We start from the raw sequence: 19063 nt of genomic DNA on the forward strand, positions 1-19063 counted from the left end.
GGCCGGGCCATGTCGTGCATCTTCTGTTGCAGCGGCCCTTCGGTCTTCATGATCAGCCAGGTGCACCCCAACAACGTGTAGGCAACGATCAGCCCCAAACCACAGAACAGACTGAACGGGGTAAGCCAGTCGAGTGTGCCACCGGCGAAATGGCGGTCGACCACTTTGAAGCCTTCGAGGAAGGCACCCAACGCCACACCCTGGAAGAAGGTGGCGACCAACGACCCCCAGATGAATGCCTTGTCCCAGATATGCCGCTTGTCGGCCTTGGCCTTGAAGCGAAACTCGAAGGCCACGCCACGGAAGATCAAACCGATCAACATCAGGATAAGCGGCAGGTACAAGGCCTCGAGAACGACGGCGTAAGCCATCGGGAAAGCCCCGAACAGCCCCGCCCCGCCCAGGATCAACCAGGTTTCGTTGCCGTCCCACACTGGCGCGACAGTGTTCATCATCACATCACGGTCCTGCTCGCCCTTGACGAAGGGGAACAGCATGCCGATGCCCAGGTCGAAACCATCCATCACCACGTACATCATGACGCCGAAAATGATGATCACGGCCCAGATCAGCGGAAGGTCGATACCCATGGCTCAGTTCCCCTTGTTCAGGCTGGCAGAGGTGGCCTCTCGGCCATCATCGGCGGCGGACAACGGCCGCGCCGGCGTGCGTTTCTGGCCAGGGCCACCCGGTGTGTGCTCGTCACCTTCCCCGGTCTGCGGCCCTTTGCGCACCAGGCGCATCATGTAGCCAAGGCCGGTGCCGAACAGGGCGAAATACACCACCACGAAGGCCACCAGGGTGAAACCAAGCTGGGCGTAGCTGTGGTTGGACACGCCGTCAGCCGTGCGCATCAGGCCATACACCACCCAAGGTTGGCGGCCGATTTCGGTGGTGAACCAGCCGGCCAGCAGCGCGACCAGCCCAGATGGGCCCATCCACAGGGCCACATGCAGGAACGGGCGCGAGCTGTACAGCGTGCCGCGCTTGCGCAACCACAGGCTCCACAGGCCGACGAAGATCATCAGGAAGCCGAGCCCGACCATGATCCGGAACGACCAGAACACGATGGTCGAGTTAGGCCGGTCCTCGGGCGGGAACTCCTTCATCGCCGGCACCTGCTTGTCCAGGCTATGGGTCAGGATCAGGCTGCCCAGCGCGGGAATCTCGACCTTGAAGCGGGTAGTCTCGGCCTTCATGTCGGGGATGCCGAACAGAATCAGCGGGGTCGGCTCGCCGGGTACGTTCTCCCAGTGGCCTTCGATCGCGGCAATTTTCACCGGTTGATGCTTGAGCGTGTTGAGGCCATGGAAGTCGCCAATCACCGCCTGGATCGGGGCGACGATAAGCGCCATCCACATGGCCATCGACAGCATCTTGCGCACGGCCGGGTTGTCACGCCCGCGCAGCAGGTGCCAAGCCGCCGAAGCACCGACGAAGAACGCGGTGGAAACGAACGCGGCTGTGGCCATGTGCATCAGGCGGTAGGGGAACGAGGGGTTGAACACCACTGCAAACCAGTCCACCGGCACCACCCGGCCATCGATGATCTCGTGGCCTTGTGGGGTTTGCATCCAGCTGTTGGAGGCAAGGATCCAGAACGTCGAAACCAGTGTGCCGAGCGCCACCATCACCGTGGAGAAGAAGTGCAGGCCACGGCCGACGCGGTTCCAGCCAAACAGCATGACACCCAGGAAGCCCGCCTCGAGGAAGAACGCAGTGAGAACTTCGTAGGTGAGCAGCGGGCCGGTGACGGCGCCGGCAAAGTCGGAGAAGCGGCTCCAGTTGGTGCCGAACTGGTAGGCCATGACCAGGCCAGAGACCACGCCCATGCCAAAGTTGACGGCGAATATCTTCGACCAGAAATGATAGAGATCACGGTAGACCTGGTTGTGGGTCCTCAGCCAGAGGCCTTCGAGGACTGCCAGGTAGCTCGCCAAGCCAATGGTGATGGCCGGGAACAGGATGTGGAACGACACGGTAAAGGCAAACTGCATTCGGGCGAGCTCTAAGGCCTCTATTCCGAACATGGTGCTTCCTCTTCAGATAATCCGGCGTCCGGGCTTGTGGCCCCAGTCGCCCACTGCCCCCACTGGGTCGAGTACGGCGCGTTGGAATTGTTCTGTTCGATCGCAGGGATTTCGGCCCAAGGGCCCGATCGTTACATCTGGAACGATTGATCCAGATCAACGACTGCTAGGAAGCATAGTCCCGAATGGCCTGACGGGCCGTGTGGTTGATTGCCGCGTGACCGGTTGCCCCACCCTCTTTCATAAACCGTGGAAAAGTGCCGACCTGGGCAAACAGTAACCGTTTGTTACAAACAGATGATACGCTGCGCACCCCTCTACTGCGCCGAGGCCCCTGGTTTCCGATGTCCGATTCCGCACCGCAGTTGTTGCGTCACCACCGCCCTTTCCTGGCCTTCTGGCTGGCCCGCGTGTTCACCGCCAGCGGCTTCCAGATGCTCACCGTGGCCATTGGCTGGCACCTCTACCAGTTGACCGGCAATGTGCTGGACCTGGGCCTGGTCGGTCTGGTCGAATTCGCCCCACGGGTGTTGTTCATCTTGCACACCGGGCATGTCGCCGACCGCTATGACCGGCGCAAGGTCGCTGCCTTGTGCCAGAGCCTGCAGGGGCTGATTGCCCTGGCGCTGGCGGTGGGCAGCGCGACCGACAACGTCACCCGCGAACTGATCTTTGCCCTGGCCTTCCTGCTCGGAGCCACGCGCTCGTTCGAAATGCCGGCAACCCAGGCCTTGTTGCCCAATGTGGTGCCACCTGGGCTGTTCCCGCGGGCGGTGGCGGCTTCGGCGTCGGCCACCCAGTCGGCCACCATCGTGGCACCGGCAGTGGGCGGTTTCCTGTATGCCTTCGGCAGCATCTGGGTGTATGGCCCGACTGTTGCCCTGTACGCCATTGCCTGTGTGCTGACCCTGAGCCTGCAGGCACGCGGCCAAGTCGCCCAACGTGGCCGCGCCAGCATCGAATCGCTGCTGGCCGGCATCCGCTTCATCCGCAGCCGGCCCGATATCCTCGGCGCCATCTCGCTGGACCTGTTTGCAGTGTTGCTGGGCGGGGCCACCGCGCTTCTGCCGGTGTTCGCCAAGGACATCCTGCTGACCGGCCCGATGGGCCTTGGCCTGCTACGTTCGGCACCCGCGGTGGGGGCGTTGCTGATGTCGCTGTGGCTGGCACGCTTCCCGTTCGAGCGCAAAGTCGGGCGGACCATGTTCACCGCCGTTGGCGTGTTCGGCGTGGCGACCATCGCCTTCGGCCTGTCGACCTCGTTCTGGTTCTCGCTGGCGGTGCTGGTGGTGCTGGGCGCGGCGGACATGATCAGCATGGTCATTCGCAGCTCGTTCGTGCAACTGGAGACACCGGATGAAATGCGCGGGCGGGTGAGTGCAGTGAACGGCTTGTTCATCGGTGCCTCGAACCAGCTCGGTGAGTTCGAATCGGGGGTGACGGCGCACTGGTTTGGCACAGTGCCGGCGGTGGTGATGGGCGGGGTGGGCACCTTGGTGGTGACCGGGGTATGGATAAAGCTGTTCCCGACCCTGGCCAAGCGCGATCAACTGCACAGCAAGCCCACCAACTGAACGCCGTGGCCCGATCGCTGGCCGCTCAGAGCATCAAGGTCATGCAACGTTCATGGCCGCTGCGGGCCGTGTAGCCATCGCCACTGTCCATCCAGCCGGTGGCGCGGTACAAACCCAACGCCGCATGGTTGTCGCGGTCCACTGACAATTGCAGGCATTCGACATCCGGCCACATCGCGCGCACCACTGCCGGCAAGGCCTGCATGCACCCACGGCCCAAGCCACGCCCCTGCAAGCGTTTGTCGACCTGCAAGGCCGTTATCATCGCCGCACCAGGCTTGGCCCAGGCGGGTAGAAATGCCCCGCACTGAAGCAACAGCAACCCTTGCGGCACGCTGTCGAGCACAATCACCAGTGCACGCCGTTGATCGCTTTTGCAGTTGAGCAGCAGATACAACGCACTGGCCACATCACCGGCATGGCGTTGCTGCGCTGGGTGCAGCTGGATATCGAGCAATTGGGCGCGCTGGGCCTGGTTCAGGTCACGGTAGTCAATCAACTGCACAGCGCTGCTCCCACGAGGCCGCATGCCGCGCGGCGCAGAATCGGCAGTATATCGCGACATTGATTACCGCTCACCGAGCATGCTGGTATGATGCGCGGCTTTTTTCCTCCCCACACAAAACCACGGCAACCGGTACGGTCTGTGCTTTGCTGATGGGGTCGATACATTCATGGCGCCGGGGGCGCCTTGGGGAGCGGGCATGCTGGAAAGGCTGTTTCAACTAAAAGCACACAACACCAACGTGCGCACCGAGATTCTTGCGGGCGTTACCACCTTCCTGGCCATGGCCTACATCCTGTTCGTCAACCCGAGCATCCTCGGCGAGACCGGCATGGACAAAGGGGCGATCTTCGTCGCCACCTGTCTGGCTGCAGCCATCGGTTCCACCACCATGGGCCTGATCGCCAACTACCCGATTGCCCTGGCACCGGGCATGGGCCTGAACGCGTTCTTCACCTACACCGTGGTGCTGCACATGGGCCACACCTGGCAGGTGGCGCTGGGGGCGGTGTTCCTGTCGGCGGTGATGTTCTTCCTGCTGTCGATCTTCCGCATCCGCGAATGGATCGTGAACAGTATCCCGTTGCCGCTGCGTTCGGCGATTGCCGCCGGTATCGGCCTGTTCCTCGCGCTGATCGCCCTGCATAACGCTGGCATCGTCGTCGATAACCCGGCCACTCTGGTGGGCCTGGGCGACCTCAAGCAACCCGCACCGATCCTCGCCACCCTGGGTTTCTTCCTGATCGTCGGCCTGGAATCGCTGAAAGTGCGCGGCGCCGTGTTGATCGGCATCCTGGCGGTGACCATCGCCTCGATCGTGATGGGCGTGACGCCGTTCGGTGGCATCGTCTCCATGCCGCCGTCGCTGGCCCCAACCTTCTTGCAGTTGGACATCGCTGGCGCGCTGGACGTCGGCCTGGTCAGCGTGATTTTCGCCTTCCTGTTCGTCGACCTGTTCGACAACTCCGGCACCTTGATCGGCGTGGCCAAGCGCGCCGGGCTGATGGGCAAGGACGGCCACATGCCGAAAATGGGCCGTGCCCTGATCGCCGACAGCACCGCCGCCATGGCCGGTTCGCTGCTGGGCACCTCGACCACCACCAGCTACATCGAATCCGCTGCGGGCGTGAGTGCCGGTGGCCGCACCGGTCTGACCGCCATCGTGGTGGCCGTGCTGTTCCTGCTGGCGTTGTTCTTCGCCCCGCTGGCCGGTAGCGTACCGGCATTCGCCACCGCCCCGGCCCTGCTGTTCGTCGCAGTGCTGATGGCCTCTGGCCTGGCGGAAATAAACTGGGACGATGTCACCGAAGCCGCACCGGTGGTGGTGACCGCCCTGGCCATGCCGCTGACCTACTCGATCGCCAACGGCATTGCCTTCGGCTTCATCTCCTGGACCGCCGTCAAGCTGATTTCCGGCCGCCACCGCGACCTGAACCCGGCCCTGGTGATCCTTTCCATCCTGTTCGTCATCAAGCTGGGCTGGTTCAACGCATGAGTGCTGCTTTCGACCCCTCCTCCTACGCCACCCAGCTGGACGCCAAGGTGGCCCGGCTGCGCGAGCTGCTGGCGCCGTTCGGCGCGCCGGAGCCGGCCGTTTTCGATTCGCCGCGTGAGCACTACCGCCTGCGCGCCGAATTCCGCCTGTGGCGCGAGGATGGCCAGCGCCACTACGCCATGTTTGCCCAGGGCGATAAGCACAAGGCGATCTTGATCGACGATTTCCCCATTGCCAGCCAGCGCATCAATGCCCTGATGCCGCGCCTGAAGGCAGCTTGGCAGGCCAGCGAGGAACTGGGCAACCGCCTGTTCCAGGTGGAGTTCCTCACCACCCTGGCTGGCGATGCGATGATCACGATGTGCTACCACCGCCCGCTGGACGAGGCATGGGAAGTGGAAGCGCGGCAACTGGCTGAAGCGCTGGGCGTAAGCGTCATTGGCCGCTCCAAGGGCAAGCGCCTGGTGATCGGCCGCGACTACGCGATTGAAGAACTCGACGTGGCAGGCCGTGTGTTCAGCTACCGCCAACCGGAAGGCGCGTTCACCCAACCCAACGGTGCGGTGAACCAGAAGATGCTCAGTTGGGCCTTCGAGGCCATCGGTGAGCGTGAGGACGACCTGCTGGAGCTGTACTGCGGCAACGGCAACTTCACCCTGCCGCTGGCTACCCGTGTGCGCCAGGTGCTGGCCACCGAAATCAGCAAGACATCGGTCAATGCCGCGTTGAGCAACCTCGACGAGAACGCTGTGGATAACGTGCGGCTGGTGCGGTTGTCGGCAGAGGAGCTGACCCAGGCGCTGAATGAGGTGCGACCCTTCCGTCGACTGGAAGGCATCGACCTGAAAAGTTATGAGTTCGGTACCGTGTTCGTCGACCCGCCGCGGGCGGGGATGGACCCGGATACCTGCGAGCTGACCCGGCGCTTCGAGCGGATCCTGTACATCTCGTGCAACCCGGAAACGCTGGCGGCAAACATTGCCCAGTTGCAGGACACGCACCGTATCGAGCGGTGTGCGTTGTTTGACCAGTTCCCCTATACCCACCATATGGAGAGCGGGGTTCTACTGGTCAGGCGCTGACCGTCGCACCTTTGGGGCCGCTTTGCGGCCCCAAAGGTTTGAATCAGAAGTCGAAGAAGACTGTCTCCCCTTCCCCCTGAATACGGATATCAAAGCGATATGCCGTCTTCCCATCCACTTCGCAACGCTTGGCAATCAAGGTTTCACGCCGCTGTGGCTGTTCGATCAGGTTGAGCACCGGGCATTTGGCATTGGCCTGGGCCTCATCATCGAAATACAGGCGCGTGTGCAGGTGAATGTTGATGCCACGGGCAAACAGGCTGATGTTGATGTGCGGCGCCATTGGCACGCCAGCAGCGTTGTTCACCACACCCGGCTTGACCGTGTGCAGCGTCCACTCACCGGCATCGAAGGTGGTAGCGGTGCGGCCAAAGCTGTTGAAGGCGTTTTCCAGGTTGTAGGCATCCTGGTACTCGCCGTTGGCATCTGCCTGCCACACTTCCAGGAACGAATCGCGCACCAGGTGGCCGTTACCGTCGTACACCTGGCCGATCAGCAGAATGTGCTCGCCCGGCGCGTCAGGCTTGGCCAGGCGGTTCCAGATTTCCTGGTCGCGGGTCGGGTTGCCGGCCGCTTCCAGGGCCAGGCCGATGTGCACGTAGGGGCCGGCAGTCTGCGAAGGGGTTTCCGGCAGCAGTTCGATTGGCATGGCGGGTTCCTCAGCAGTTTTCGAAGTGGGTCTTGCGCTGGCCACGCAGCACGATGTCGAAGCGGTAGGCCAGGCAGTCCATCGGGTTGGCGTTGCTCATGTCGAGCTTGGCGATCAACTGCTGCACGGCTTCAGGGTTGGCGATCGACTTGACGATCGGGCACATCGGGATCAGCGGGTCACCCTCGAAATACAACTGGGTAATCAGCTTGGTGGCGATCGACGGGCCGCTGATGGCGAAGTGGATGTGCGCCGGGCGCCAGTCGTTCGGGCCATTGCGCCATGGGTACGGGCCCGGCTTGATGGTGCGGAAGCTGTAGTAGCCGTCACGGTCGGTCAGGCAGCGGCCAACGCCGCCGAAGTTCGGGTCCAGCGGGGCCAGGTAACGGTCGTTCTTGTGGCGATAGCGGCCGCCGGCGTTGGCTTGCCACATTTCTACCAGGGTGTTCGGCACAGGCTTGCCATACTGGTCGACGACACGGCCGGCGACGATGATACGCTCACCGATCGGCAAGCCACCGTTGTTGAAGTTCAGCAGCAGGTCATGGTCGTGGGTGCCGAAGCCCAAGTGGGAAAAGTCCGGACCAGTGGTTTCGCTGATCGACTGCGGAATGCTGACCAGTGCCTGGCGCGGCGAGCGGGCGATGGACGTTTTGTAGTCAGGCGTAAGGGCTTTGGGGTGCCAGTTGCGATCACGGATCACGAAGCGGCTGTTGTCCTGTGCGGGCATGCCGGTTTCCTCTCTTGGAATTATCTGAACGCCTGGGCGTGGCAGGCGGACTTACAGTTTCCGACAGGTCGCGCACGATGAATATTGAAATCAACCACACGAAACATAACCAAATGGTTATACATAAACACTTTGCCCTGACACTTGCCGCTGTCGTGAACTAATCTTTGTCTTCTTGTTTCACGCTCGGGAGAGCACTCATGGAATGGCGAAAAGGCCGACGCAGCGACAACGTGGTCGATGCCCGAGGCGAGGGTGGCGGTGGCGGCGGCATGCGTTTCGGCGGCGGCAAAGGGCTGGGGCTCGGGGCGATTCTGCTGATCGTCGGTATCGGCTGGCTTACCGGGCAGGACCCCTTGCAGATTCTTGGCCAGCTCACCGGCCAGATGGAACAGCAGCAGCAACAGACGGCGCCCAGTGGTGCGGGCGGCAAGGCGCCGCCGGCCAACGACCAGCAGGCCGAGTTCGTCGCCTCGGTACTGGGCGATACCGAAGACACCTGGAAGGCCCTGTTCGCCGAGGCCGGCAAACAATACCGTGACCCCAAGCTGGTGCTGTTCAGCGGCCAGGTCAACTCGGCGTGTGGCTTTGCCTCCGCAGCGGTCGGGCCGTTCTATTGCCCTGCGGACCAGCGGGTGTACCTGGACATGTCGTTCTTCCGCGAAATGGAAACCCGCTTCGCTGCGGCCGGCGACTTTGCCCAGGCTTATGTGATCGCCCACGAAATCGGCCACCACGTGCAGACACTGCTGGGCGTTTCGGCCAAGGTCGATGCCGCACGTCGCAGTGGCCAGCGGATGGAGGGCGACAACGGCTTGCTGGTGCGCCAGGAGTTGCAGGCCGACTGCCTGGCCGGTGTTTGGGCCTACCAGGCCCAAAAGCGCCTGAATTGGCTGGAGCCAGGTGACGTCGAGGAAGCGCTGAATGCGGCCAATGCCATTGGCGATGACCGCCTGCAACAGCAGGGCCGTGGGCGTGTGGTGCCGGACTCCTTCACCCATGGCACTTCGGCGCAGCGGGTGCGCTGGTTCAAGACCGGGTTTGCCGAGGGTGAAGTGAACAGCTGCGATACCTTCAGTGCACGTAACCTCTGACACGGATTGGGGCCGTTTGGCGGCCCCAATCATCCAGTTACAAATCTGCTGAAAAAGCGTTTCAGCTTCCCCCATCATTGCCGATAACTCCTGCACGAGTCAGCGGGCATCCAGAACAACAACGCCTGGCGATCGAAGATCAAAAGAGCGAAATCAACTTCTGGAGAGCGTGCATGAACAGCTGGTTCGCCAACATCAGCGTCAACCTCAAACTCGGCCTGGGCTTCGGCCTTGTGCTGGTCCTCACTGGCCTGCTGGCCCTCACCGGCTGGACCAGCCTGGGCAGCCTGATCGACCGCAGCAACTGGATGGGCGATATCGGCCAGTTGAACAAGGATCTCACTGACCTGCGCATTGCGCGCCTGCAGTACATGATCGCCAACGGCGACGATACTGCCGCCGCCAACACCCAGGCCAAGCTGGACGCCTTCAGCAAGCAGCAAGCCTACCTGGCCACCACGTTCAAAAGCCCGGAAAACATCAAGCTGCTGGGTGAGCTGGGCGACACCATCAGCGCCTACAAGCTTTCGTTGAACAAGATGCGCCAGGGCTACGACGCCACCCGCAGCGCACGCGTTACCATGGACAGCTCGGCCACCCGTGCCGACCAGGCCATGGACGCCCTCAGCCAGGAAGTGATGGCACGCCCCGAGGCCGACAGCGTGCGCCTGGCCCAGTACCAACTGATCAGCAAGGCCCGCCAGCAACTGCTGCAGGTACGCATCGATGTGCGCGGCTACATCGCCGACAACAGCATCGCCAACGAGCAGGCCGCCCTGCGCCAGCTGGATGCAGCGCTGGCCGACATCGACAACCTCAAGCGCCAGCTGCCCGCCGAAGACGCCCGCCTGCAACAGTTCGAAAGCTCGGTACTGGCTTACCGTGACGCCGTGCGCCAGTTCCGCGATGCGGTCGCCAACATCACCACCTCACGTGCCGAAATGACGGTGCAGGGCGCCGATATCGTCAAGCGAAGCGATGCGCTGTACCAGATCCAGCTGCAGCGCCGTGACATCGAGAGCACCCAGGCCCGCAGCCTGCAGGCCATCGCCACGTTGCTGGCGCTGCTGGTCGGTGTGCTGGCAGCGGTGCTGATCACCCGCCAGATCACTCGCCCGTTGCACGACACCCTGGTGGCCGTGGAGAAGATCGCCAGCGGCGACCTTACCCAGCACATGCGCGTCACCCGCCGCGACGAACTGGGCGTACTGCAGCAAGGCATCGCGCGAATGGGCACTACCTTGCGCGAACTTATCAGTGGCATCCGCGATGGCGTCACCCAAATCGCCAGCGCCGCCGAAGAACTGTCGGCAGTGACCGAACAGACCAGCGCCGGCGCCAACAGCCAAAAGGTCGAGACCGACCAGGTAGCCACCGCCATGCACGAAATGGCCGCCACCGTTCAGGAAGTGGCGCGCAATGCCGAGCAGGCCTCGCATGCCGCAACCGGTGCCGATGACGAAGCCCGCGCCGGTGACCGCGTGGTGGGCGAGGCGATTGGCCAGATCGAGCGCCTGGCCGAAGACATGCACCGCTCCACCGAGGCCATGACCCTGTTGCAGCAGGAAAGCCAGAAGATCGGTAGCGTGATGGACGTGATCAAGTCAGTGGCCGAACAGACCAACCTGCTGGCACTCAACGCGGCGATCGAGGCGGCGCGCGCCGGCGAGGCCGGGCGTGGCTTTGCCGTGGTCGCCGACGAAGTGCGCGGCCTGGCCCAACGCACGCAGAAGTCCACCGAAGAGATCGAAGAGCTGATTGCCAGCCTGCAGCAGGGTACCCAGCAAGTGGCCAGTGCCATGCAGGGCAGCCGTAGCTTGACCGACAGCAGCGTCGAACTGGCGCGCAAGGCCGGGGCTTCGCTGGAGAGCATCACCAGCACGGTGTCGAGCATTCAGTCGATGAACCAGCAGATTGCCGCGGCGGCAGAGCAGCAGAGTGCGGTGGCTGAAGAGATCAGCCGCAGCATTCTGAATGTACGTGATGTGTCGGAGCAGACGGCGGCGGCCAGTGACGAGACGGCGTCGGCGAGCGTTGAGCTGGCGCGGTTGGGTGGGCAGTTGCAGACACTGGTCAGCCAGTTCCGCGTCTGACTTGAAGCCCCTGGGGCCGCTTAGCGGCCCATCGCGACGCAAGGCCGCTCCTACAGGAAATCGCGTTCCCCTGTAGGAGCGGCCTTGTGTCGCGAAAGGAGGGCGAAGCCCTCCCAGCGCCCGAACAGACTTACTTGACGATCATCCCCACCCCACGCCCACGCGGATCAGAAGCGGTCTCGAGCTTCGCCCCATCCACCCGGATCGCCTGGATATCGCCCATCTCCCAACCCTGGTCCTCCAGCACGTAACCCATCTTCTTCAGTTCATCAGCTACCGGCCCGGTCAGGGGCGCATAGCTGTCAAAGTAGATGGTGTCCTTGGGCAGCAACTGATGGTGCACCCGCTGCGCCGCCACCGCCTTGTCCAACGGCATGCCGTAGTCGTACAGGTTGTTCATCACCTGGAAGATCGAGGTGAAGATCCGTGAACCACCCGGGGTACCGATCACCAGCTCGACCTTGCCATCGCGGGTCATCAGGCTAGGGCTCATCGATGAAAGCATGCGCTTGCCCGGTTCGATGGCGTTGGCATCACCGCCGACCACACCAAAGGCGTTAGCCGCACCCGGTTTGGCGCTGAAATCATCCATCTCGTCGTTCAGCAGGAAGCCCGCGCCCTTCACCACCACGCCACTGCCGTAGTCGAGGTTGAGGGTGTAGGTATTGCTGACCGCATTGCCTTGCTTGTCGACGATCGAGAAATGCGTGGTCTGGTGCGGCTCCAGCCCTGGCTTGACCTTGTCGGTGTCGGAAATGGCCTTCGGGTTGACCTGCGCGGCGCGCTTGGCCAGGTAATCCTTGGCCACCAGCTGGTCCACCGGCACCTTGGTAAAGGCCGGGTCGCCAAGGTAGTCGGCACGGTCGGCGAACACCTGCTTTTCGATCTCTGCCAACAGGTGGATGTACTGCGCCGAGTTGTGCGCCACCCCTTTGAAGTCCGCCGCGCGGTCTTCCTTGATGCCCAGCAACTGGGCCAGTGCCACGCCACCGGAGCTCGGCGGTGGGGCGGTGTACACCACATTGCCGCGCCAGCTTACGGCCATCGGCTCACGCCACACGGCCTTGTAGTCCTTCAAGTCTTCTTTGGTGATCAGGCCTTTGTCGGCCTGCATCTGCGCCACCAGCAGGTCGGCGGTCTTGCCCTGGTAGAACTCGCTCACGCCCTTGTCGGCGATGCGCTCCAGGGTCTGGGCCATTTCCGGCTGTTTGAACAGCTCGCCAACCTTCATGTTGCCGAAGTAGTCGTTGAAGTTGGTCGCTGTCTTGAACATGCCCTGGGCATCGTTGCGGTACTGGTACTGTTTTTCCGCCACCTTGAAGCCGTTTTTCGCATAGCCGATGGCCGGGGTCAGCAACTCGCTCCAGGGCAGCTTGCCGAACTTCTGGTGCGCCTCCCACAAGCCCATCACCGTACCGGGTACACCAGCGGCGCGTACACCAACCAGGCTCAGGTTCTCGATGACCTCGCCCTTGTCGTCCAGGTACATGTTGCGCGTGGCGGCCTTGGGCGCGACTTCGCGGTAGTCGAGGAAGTAGGGCTTGCCGTCGATGAACAGGGTCATGAAGCCGCCACCACCGATGTTGCCGGCCTCGGGGTAGGTCACCGCCAGGGTGAAGGCGGTTGCCACTGCGGCGTCCACCGCGTTGCCGCCCTTTTTCAGAATGTCGGCGGCTACCTGTGCACCATATTGATCAGGTGCGGCCACCGCGCCGCCCTCCAGGTTGGCGGCGTAAACCGAGGAACAGCTCAGAATCGCGGCTGCGAGAGCCAGGTACTGGAACGGGACAATACGCATGACACTTCCTTGGTGTTGTTTTTGTTGAGCAGTCAGTAAGGCCGAAGCGCTTCGACTGTGCAATCAACCGTAGGAAGTTTCGCCGCCTGTGGGCAGGATTTGTCGCGTTCAGGCAACTCAGCAGGCGTACATCGCCAATTTGCGCTGGATGAAGTCCAGGAAGCACTGGATACGCAGCGCCAGCTGGGTGTTGCGGTAGTAGACCGCGTGGATCGGCTGACGGTAGCCATTATTGGCTTCGCCCAGCAGCACTTGGAGGCGCCCGGTGCGGATGTCTTCGTGGGTCATGAAATGCGACAGGCTGACGATGCCCTCCCCGGCTAGCGCCAGCTGGCGCAGGGTCTCGCCACTGGAGGCGAGCAATGCCGGGCGGATGCTGAAGCGGTCGCCCTGGGCGTGGCGCAGTGGCCAATGGTTGAGCGATTCGGGCTGGCTGAAGCCGAGCAGGCAGTGGTTGGCCAAATCCTCGACGCGCTGCGGTGTGCCGTGCTGCTCCAGGTAGGCAGGGCTGGCCAGTACCTGCACGGGGCTGCAACCCAGGTTGCGCGCATGCAGGCTGGAGTCGGCCAGCTCACCGATGCGGATCGCCACGTCGGTGCTCTGCTCCAGCAGGTCGATGATCAAGTCGTCGGTGTTCAGCTCCAGCTCGATGCCCGGGTACTGGCGGCGGAACTCGCCGATCCACGGCAGGATGGCATGCAGCATGAACGGCGCAGCGGCGTTGATGCGCAGCCGCCCGGAGGGGGTCTGGCGGTTCATCGAGAGGCGCTCTTCCATCTCGTCCATCTGCTCCAGGATCAGCCGCGAACGCTCGAGGAAGAAACGGCCCTCCTCGGTCAGGTCCATGCGCCGGGTGGTGCGGTTGACCAGCGTGGTGCCCAGCTTGCCTTCCAGCCGCGACAGGGTGCGGCTGACGGCGGAGGGGGTCTGGCCCATCTGGTCGGCGGCGGCGGAGATCGAGCCGCAGTCGATGACGGCGACGAATACCTGGAGTTCTTCGGATCGGGTTATCACACGATTGGCCTTGGCAGGGGTATGCGGTGATTGATAGCGGGTCATCGGAGTCTGTGCAAGGGGCCGCTGCGCGGCCCCAACCTCCCATTACTGCGCCTTGCCGAATACCTTGTCCAGATGGGCTTCATACGCTGCCAAGGCAGCCGGCACATCCGGCCGCTTCATCACATCCACCGCCAGGAAGGTCGGCAGGCCGCTCATGCCAAGGAACTGGTTGGCCTTGTGGAACGGGAAGTAAACGGCATCAACACCCTTGCCTTCGAAGAAATCGCTCGGGTCATCGAACGCCTGCTGCGGCGCGTTCCAGGTCAACGACAGCATGTACTGCTTGCCGTGCACCAGGCCGCCGCTGCCGTACTTTTGCGAGTGGTCCGAACGGGTGCGGCCATCATTGGCGTAGAGGCTGCCGTGGCCTGCCGTGAAGACTTCGTCGATGTACTTCTTAACCGTCCACGGCGCCCCCATCCACCAACCGGGCATCTGGTAGACGATCACATCAGCCCAGAGGAATTTCTCCACCTCTGCCTGCACATCGTAACCACCGTCAATGAATGTCTGCTGCACGTCGAACCCGGCGCGGTCCAGATGAGCGAGGGCCGCTTCGTGCAAGGTTGCGTTGAGACGGCCATCAGAGTGAGCGAACTGTTTACCACCATTGAGCAGAAGGATCTTTTTCATGCTGGCCTCCACGGCCGAATCAAAATTCAGGCCGGCAGATTAGAGGCTCACGGGTGTGGGATACAGCAGTGACGGGGCAAAATACAATTGATCAGAAGTCACGAATTGGCAATGAATTATTGCCGTAGAATCAGCTCACCAACCATCATCGAGTAGCGCCCCATGAGTGAGCAGTTCGCCTTCATCCTCAAAGCCAAGACCCGCCCGGAAATGGCTGATGCGTTCGAAACACTGTTCCGCCCCTACGTCGAGCCAAGCCGCCAGGAGCCAGGCTGCATCGAGTACCACATGCTGCGCGACAAGGAAGACCCGAGCCTGTTCGTGTTCTTCGAAGTGTGGGCCGACCAGGCTGCGCTGGACGTGCATTCGGCCCTGCCGCACATGACAGCGTTCTTCGAAAAACGCATGGAATACCTGGAGCGCGATTTCGATATCCAGCGGGTCGACATGCTCAGCGCATCATCTGCTAACCGTTAATCAGCAGATGGCCGCCGAGTACGGCCAGGCCGATGAAGAAGCAACGCTTGAACAGCAGCGCACTGATGCGCTGACGCAGCCACTGCCCGGCCAGCATGCCAAGCAGGGCCGGCGCCAGCATCAGCAGCGATGCCCCCAGCGCCTGGCCACCCAGGGCATCCTGCCCGGCCAGGCCAACGGCCAAGGCCAGGGTCGAGACCGTGAATGATAGGCCCAAGGCCTGGATCATCTGCTCTCGGCTCAGACCCAGGCTCTGCAGGTAGGGCACAGCGGGCATCACGAACACCCCAGTCGCCGCCGTGACCACGCCAGTGACCAGGCCGCAAAGCGGCCCCAGCCAACGCTCGTGCCCCGCAGCCACATGAAAGCCCAGGCCGACCAACCCATACAACGCATAGACCAGCAAGGCGGCTCCCAACGCGTGGGCAGCCCACGGGCCGCTGTTGATTCCCAGCCAAGCGCTGCCCAGCCATGTACCGACAAAGATCATCACCAGCATCGGCCCCAGCCGCACCAGCAGCGCCCGCAGGTGCCCACCGCTGGCCAACTGCCAAAGATTGGTGAGGGTCGAGGGCACGATCAGCAATGCGGCAGCCTGCGCCGGTGACATGGCCAGGCCCAGCAAGCCCATGGCAATGGTCGGCAGGCCCAGGCCGATCACCCCCTTCACTGCACCAGCCAGTAGGAAAGTCAGTACCACCAGCAGCGAGAGTGCTGGGCCAATGTTCTGGTAGAAAGCGAGCAAGGTAGTCATGGGGCCGATGATGGCGTGCAGCGAACGAGGTGAAAATCTGCCATATACTCAGCCAGCCTCTTGCCGAGACAGAGCCACATGCACTTCGACCTGATCGACCTCAAGCTGTTCCAACACACCCTGGAGTGCGGCAACATCACCGCCGGCGCCAGCCGCAGCCATCTTTCACTGGCAGCGGCCAGTGCGCGCATCCGCGCCATGGAAGCCTCGCTGGGTATTCCTTTGCTTGAGCGTAACCGTCGTGGCGTACAACCGACGCCGGCCGGCCAGGCGTTGTTGCAGCATGCGCGGCTGATAACCCAGCAAGTCGAGCGCTTGCAGTTCGACCTAAGCCAGTATGCGCAGGGGCAGCAAGGCCAGGTGCGCCTGCTGTGCAACACCGCTGCGCTTACCGAGTACCTGCCCGAACTGCTGGCCAGCTTCCTGGCGGAAAACCCCGGTGTCAGCGTGGACGTGCAAGAGCTGCCGAGCTTGCGCATCGTGCAGTCGATTACCCAGGGCATCGCCGACCTGGGCATCGTTTCCACCGCTGCCCCCAGCGAGCATCTGCAAACCCGGCCGTTTCGCGACGACCCGCTGGTGCTGGTGACACCGCTGGGCCACCCGCTGGCCCATGCAGCCGCGCCCAGCTTCATCGAAAGCCTGAGCCATGGCTATGTCGGCCTTGGGGCTGGCAGCGCGTTGGCACTGTACCTGGAAGAGCAGGCGCTGCGCGAGGGGCGGCGCATGCGGATTCGGGTGCGGGCAGAAGGGTTTGACGGGGTGATTCGCATGGTGGCGGGCGGTGCAGGTGTCGGGGTGGTGCCGCTGGCAGCGGTGCAGCGCTGGCAAGGGATGTTGCCGTTGCATTGGGTAGCGCTTGAGGAACCATGGGCCAACCGCAAGTTGCTGGTATGCGCGCGGGATTTTACTGCGCTACCGGGCTATGCCGCAGGGCTGGTCACCACACTCTGCGGCTGAGGCAAGCAACAAGTGCAGGTAGTGCCGGCCAGCATCACCGACCTGCATTTATGGCGCGTGGGCAAAGACCGGTACGCCTGCATTCTCGGCTGGCCAGCCAAGTCGCTCTCAGCGCCAACAGCGTGCGCAAGGCTCTGGGCGGGCACGAAGAACTGGCGCACATCACCGTCGAGGTAAAACGCCTGGCATAGCGCGGGCAGGCAGCTGGACGTCGAGCCCAGGCAACTGCGGCTCGGCCGATGGGCCTATGGTGACCCGTCATTCAGCCAGTCACCAGGAGTTGTGCCATGTCCGATTTCATCACCGTCCTGCGCGAAACCTGCCCGACGCCGGTCGTGGACGCCACCAAGTGGAAGCGCATCGGCGGCGATCCGCACACCGTCAACCTCAATGCCTACCTGTCTGCCGACGGCAGCAAGATCATGGGCACCTGGATCTGCACCCCAGGCAAGTTCGAGGTCAACTACGAGAAGTGGGAGTTCTGCCACTTCCTCGCTTAGTGAAACCAAAAATATCCCAAAACCAACAAAAATACGTTATCGACTTGTTTTTCTTGATTTTTTTTTGGGAATAATTTTAGGATACCCCAGCATCCAGTTCCTAAATCGAAGCCACCGATAAGGCCCTTTGCTAACCTCCCCTCTCCAAGGTCAACACTTTCTCAATCGCATCTCTGAATCCCGGTTTTTGAATGATACGGCCCTTGGAGTCCGAGACCTCGCCACGAGGCCCGATTGTCTGTCCCATCTGACGCAGATTATCCTCATCGATTGCAAACCTCAGCGCCGATAATTCAACCTCCCTCAGCCGAAAGTATGTTTCAGGTGTTTTCCCTTCAACCGCACCTAAAAAAATGGGCGTCATGCCACTAGAAAGCTGTCGACGCATCTTTGATTTTAACGCCTTCAACTCCTTTACCAGCAAAGAAACATTTAACTTCAGCACCGGATCTTCGATACTCGAGACCCAAGATAATGCATCAGAGAATTGATGCGTTGGAGCTGGCATCGATGCTTGTTTCCAAGCATGGATTAGCAATCTGTAATGTTCCCCTGTAGGATTCACAATCGACTTTTCACTGGGTACTGCCAAGCCGCGAGCTTGTCCCATAGCCAGCAGAGCTCTGTATGAGAAGTCCTTTACCTCAAGGCTCGCAGCAATCTTACAAGCTTCGTTGATCGCCTCCAGACTTCGACGGCGTCGAGAGTCACTTGCTTCGGATGTCAACCTTTCAAATACCACTTCTGGAAGCTCACTCATCATTCTCGTCTCCATGCGCACCAGAGGTAAGCGATACGTAATTCGAAAAAATCGCCTTGATTTCGGATGTTATGGGAGTCAAACCGGCTTGATATTCATCAACATCCAATATCATTAACTTCCCTGAGATCAAATTATCGATTCTTTCCCAGGAATGCAGACGACTCATCAGCAACGAATTTAACTGATTGCATGCAGCAAGCTTTTGCGCATTTGTAAGCTTATACATTGCTGGCCGCAACCCGTTATTAGCTGCCATCCTGTCGATCATTTCTGAAATCAATGGCAAGGCACGAGATGGGTTCGCAGATCTGTAAATAGTTGCATTTTGACAGATTTCAGACAGCAGATGGTAGGTCGACTCTGAGGCCCTGAAGCTCATCTCCTTCAGGTCTTCCGAAACAACTAACTTAAGCTCTGCCTCACTATTTTCTGACTCAGTGTGATCGATTGCTTTTACGCAATCCATTACGTAGCGATTGACAGCCCCATAGTCACGTAACAACACTTCGAGTTTTGCTGCACTTTGTTGCTGTTGAGCGACTGAACGTTTACGGTCCAGCTCCCGATCAAATGGTAGATCTTTGATGCTCGCATCGTACCAGGCGCTTTCCAACTCATCCAGTTCAGCTGTATAAGCTTGATATCTACCGCTTTCATCATGAATTTCAAGAGCTATCTCATTCGCCAATGAAACCAATCCTCCTAAGAATGCTATCCCTGAAACAAAGAAACGACAACGAGGACAATTTTTCTGCCCTAGATACCCAGCTTCAACCGCGGCATATACATTCTCAATGAGATCACCACCTATATTGCAGGCGGCAGCCGACATCGGGCATATTCCCCAATCAAAAATTACGTTTGCAG

The 19063-nt window shown here is 61.3% G+C and carries 17 protein-coding genes and 3 pseudogenes; 9 read left to right on the forward strand and 11 right to left on the reverse strand.

Features of this window, described 5'->3' with window-relative positions; all coding sequences use genetic code 11:
• Window positions 1-590, reverse strand: a 590-nt coding sequence (gene cydB, locus APH42_RS24645) for a cytochrome d ubiquinol oxidase subunit II (RefSeq protein WP_082421463.1), incomplete at its 3' end; no start/stop codon positions are given.
• A 3-nt stretch (window positions 591-593) separates the two neighbouring features.
• Complete coding sequence (locus tag APH42_RS24650) at window positions 594-2030, reverse strand: cytochrome ubiquinol oxidase subunit I (protein WP_012274182.1); 1437 nt, start codon at window positions 2028-2030, stop codon at window positions 594-596.
• Between the two features lie 344 nt (window positions 2031-2374).
• On the opposite strand from APH42_RS24650, the gene APH42_RS24655 reads away from it, so the two are divergent.
• Window positions 2375-3604 carry an MFS transporter gene (locus tag APH42_RS24655; protein WP_060494434.1) on the forward strand — a complete coding sequence of 410 codons (1230 nt, stop codon included), beginning with the start codon at window positions 2375-2377 and terminating at the stop codon, window positions 3602-3604.
• 25 nt (window positions 3605-3629) lie between these two features.
• On the opposite strand, the gene APH42_RS24660 is transcribed toward APH42_RS24655, so the two are convergent.
• Complete coding sequence (locus APH42_RS24660; RefSeq protein ID WP_012274184.1) at window positions 3630-4109, reverse strand: GNAT family N-acetyltransferase; 480 nt, start codon at window positions 4107-4109, stop codon at window positions 3630-3632.
• Between the two features lie 199 nt (window positions 4110-4308).
• Here APH42_RS24660 and APH42_RS24665 point away from each other — a divergent pair, with 199 nt between their 5' ends.
• Window positions 4309-5604: an NCS2 family permease gene (locus APH42_RS24665; RefSeq protein ID WP_012274185.1), complete on the forward strand. Its 1296-nt coding sequence runs from the start codon at window positions 4309-4311 to the stop codon at window positions 5602-5604.
• On the forward strand, window positions 5601-6686 hold the full coding sequence (trmA, locus tag APH42_RS24670) for a tRNA (uridine(54)-C5)-methyltransferase TrmA (protein WP_012274186.1): 1086 nt from the start codon (window positions 5601-5603) through the stop codon (window positions 6684-6686). Before APH42_RS24665 ends, trmA begins: the two co-directional genes overlap by 4 nt.
• A 43-nt stretch (window positions 6687-6729) precedes the next feature.
• Here the strand turns inward: trmA and pcaG are convergent, their stop codons facing one another.
• Both pcaG and pcaH read right to left on the reverse strand, forming a co-directional pair.
• The gene (gene pcaG, locus APH42_RS24675; protein ID WP_012274187.1) at window positions 6730-7335 is read right to left on the reverse strand and encodes a protocatechuate 3,4-dioxygenase subunit alpha; all 606 of its coding nucleotides are present in this window, start codon (window positions 7333-7335) and stop codon (window positions 6730-6732) included.
• A 10-nt stretch (window positions 7336-7345) separates the two neighbouring features.
• Window positions 7346-8065 carry a protocatechuate 3,4-dioxygenase subunit beta gene (pcaH, locus tag APH42_RS24680; protein ID WP_012274188.1) on the reverse strand — a complete coding sequence of 240 codons (720 nt, stop codon included), beginning with the start codon at window positions 8063-8065 and terminating at the stop codon, window positions 7346-7348.
• A 200-nt stretch (window positions 8066-8265) separates the two neighbouring features.
• On the opposite strand from pcaH, the gene APH42_RS24685 reads away from it, so the two are divergent.
• Window positions 8266-9159: a neutral zinc metallopeptidase gene (locus tag APH42_RS24685; protein ID WP_060494435.1), complete on the forward strand. Its 894-nt coding sequence runs from the start codon at window positions 8266-8268 to the stop codon at window positions 9157-9159.
• A gap of 173 nt (window positions 9160-9332) precedes the next feature.
• A complete protein-coding gene (locus APH42_RS24690; protein WP_060494436.1) occupies window positions 9333-11252 on the forward strand; it encodes a methyl-accepting chemotaxis protein in 1920 nt (639 codons plus the stop codon).
• A 130-nt stretch (window positions 11253-11382) separates the two neighbouring features.
• On the opposite strand, the gene ggt is transcribed toward APH42_RS24690, so the two are convergent.
• From ggt to APH42_RS24705, 3 genes are all read right to left on the reverse strand, one after another.
• The gene (ggt, locus tag APH42_RS24695) at window positions 11383-13050 is read right to left on the reverse strand and encodes a gamma-glutamyltransferase (RefSeq protein ID WP_060494437.1); all 1668 of its coding nucleotides are present in this window, start codon (window positions 13048-13050) and stop codon (window positions 11383-11385) included.
• Between the two features lie 117 nt (window positions 13051-13167).
• Window positions 13168-14064: a LysR family transcriptional regulator gene (locus APH42_RS24700; protein WP_041166788.1), complete on the reverse strand. Its 897-nt coding sequence runs from the start codon at window positions 14062-14064 to the stop codon at window positions 13168-13170.
• An 87-nt stretch (window positions 14065-14151) separates the two neighbouring features.
• Window positions 14152-14742 carry an NAD(P)H-dependent oxidoreductase gene (locus tag APH42_RS24705; protein ID WP_012274193.1) on the reverse strand — a complete coding sequence of 197 codons (591 nt, stop codon included), beginning with the start codon at window positions 14740-14742 and terminating at the stop codon, window positions 14152-14154.
• A 162-nt stretch (window positions 14743-14904) separates the two neighbouring features.
• Between APH42_RS24705 and APH42_RS24710 the strand changes: the two genes are divergently transcribed.
• Window positions 14905-15219, forward strand: coding sequence for a putative quinol monooxygenase (locus tag APH42_RS24710; RefSeq protein WP_012274194.1), 315 nt, complete (start codon window positions 14905-14907; stop codon window positions 15217-15219).
• On the opposite strand, the gene APH42_RS24715 is transcribed toward APH42_RS24710, so the two are convergent.
• Window positions 15209-15973: a sulfite exporter TauE/SafE family protein gene (locus APH42_RS24715; protein ID WP_060494438.1), complete on the reverse strand. Its 765-nt coding sequence runs from the start codon at window positions 15971-15973 to the stop codon at window positions 15209-15211. The genes APH42_RS24710 and APH42_RS24715 overlap by 11 nt on opposite strands.
• A gap of 78 nt (window positions 15974-16051) precedes the next feature.
• Here APH42_RS24715 and APH42_RS24720 point away from each other — a divergent pair, with 78 nt between their 5' ends.
• The 3 genes and pseudogenes from APH42_RS24720 to APH42_RS24725 form a co-directional block, all read left to right on the forward strand.
• Complete coding sequence (locus APH42_RS24720) at window positions 16052-16933, forward strand: LysR substrate-binding domain-containing protein (RefSeq protein ID WP_060494439.1); 882 nt, start codon at window positions 16052-16054, stop codon at window positions 16931-16933.
• Between the two features lie 24 nt (window positions 16934-16957).
• A pseudogene (locus APH42_RS29555) lies at window positions 16958-17124 on the forward strand (cation transporter); the annotation flags it as partial.
• A 96-nt stretch (window positions 17125-17220) separates the two neighbouring features.
• Window positions 17221-17427, forward strand: a pseudogene (locus APH42_RS24725) (cupin domain-containing protein); the annotation flags it as partial.
• A 136-nt stretch (window positions 17428-17563) separates the two neighbouring features.
• Here the strand turns inward: APH42_RS24725 and gmtX are convergent.
• Together gmtX and APH42_RS29975 are read right to left on the reverse strand one after the other, a co-directional pair.
• Window positions 17564-18196 (reverse strand): gamma-mobile-trio protein GmtX, encoded by a 633-nt coding sequence (gmtX, locus tag APH42_RS24730; protein WP_059183340.1) that lies wholly within the window; start codon window positions 18194-18196, stop codon window positions 17564-17566.
• A pseudogene (locus tag APH42_RS29975) lies at window positions 18186-19063 on the reverse strand (hypothetical protein); the annotation flags it as partial. The gene gmtX and the pseudogene APH42_RS29975, both read right to left, overlap by 11 nt.

This window comes from Pseudomonas sp. NBRC 111140 (assembly GCF_001320885.1).
GTDB lineage: Bacteria > Pseudomonadota > Gammaproteobacteria > Pseudomonadales > Pseudomonadaceae > Aquipseudomonas > Aquipseudomonas putida_P.

What these genes read in the sequence shown, in the direction of transcription:
- APH42_RS24720 (WP_060494439.1), top strand. Translation starts at nt 16,052, where the DNA reads ATGCACTTCGACCTGATCGACCTCAAGCTGTTCCAACACACCCTGGAG.
- pcaH (WP_012274188.1), bottom strand. Translation starts at nt 8,065, where the DNA reads ATGCCCGCACAGGACAACAGCCGCTTCGTGATCCGTGATCGCAACTGG.
- APH42_RS24690 (WP_060494436.1), top strand. Translation starts at nt 9,333, where the DNA reads ATGAACAGCTGGTTCGCCAACATCAGCGTCAACCTCAAACTCGGCCTG.
- APH42_RS24650 (WP_012274182.1), bottom strand. Translation starts at nt 2,030, where the DNA reads ATGTTCGGAATAGAGGCCTTAGAGCTCGCCCGAATGCAGTTTGCCTTT.
- APH42_RS24665 (WP_012274185.1), top strand. Translation starts at nt 4,309, where the DNA reads ATGCTGGAAAGGCTGTTTCAACTAAAAGCACACAACACCAACGTGCGC.
- trmA (WP_012274186.1), top strand. Translation starts at nt 5,601, where the DNA reads ATGAGTGCTGCTTTCGACCCCTCCTCCTACGCCACCCAGCTGGACGCC.
- gmtX (WP_059183340.1), bottom strand. Translation starts at nt 18,196, where the DNA reads ATGATGAGTGAGCTTCCAGAAGTGGTATTTGAAAGGTTGACATCCGAA.
- APH42_RS24655 (WP_060494434.1), top strand. Translation starts at nt 2,375, where the DNA reads ATGTCCGATTCCGCACCGCAGTTGTTGCGTCACCACCGCCCTTTCCTG.
- APH42_RS24705 (WP_012274193.1), bottom strand. Translation starts at nt 14,742, where the DNA reads ATGAAAAAGATCCTTCTGCTCAATGGTGGTAAACAGTTCGCTCACTCT.
- APH42_RS24715 (WP_060494438.1), bottom strand. Translation starts at nt 15,973, where the DNA reads ATGACTACCTTGCTCGCTTTCTACCAGAACATTGGCCCAGCACTCTCG.
- APH42_RS24710 (WP_012274194.1), top strand. Translation starts at nt 14,905, where the DNA reads ATGAGTGAGCAGTTCGCCTTCATCCTCAAAGCCAAGACCCGCCCGGAA.
- ggt (WP_060494437.1), bottom strand. Translation starts at nt 13,050, where the DNA reads ATGCGTATTGTCCCGTTCCAGTACCTGGCTCTCGCAGCCGCGATTCTG.
- pcaG (WP_012274187.1), bottom strand. Translation starts at nt 7,335, where the DNA reads ATGCCAATCGAACTGCTGCCGGAAACCCCTTCGCAGACTGCCGGCCCC.
- APH42_RS24685 (WP_060494435.1), top strand. Translation starts at nt 8,266, where the DNA reads ATGGAATGGCGAAAAGGCCGACGCAGCGACAACGTGGTCGATGCCCGA.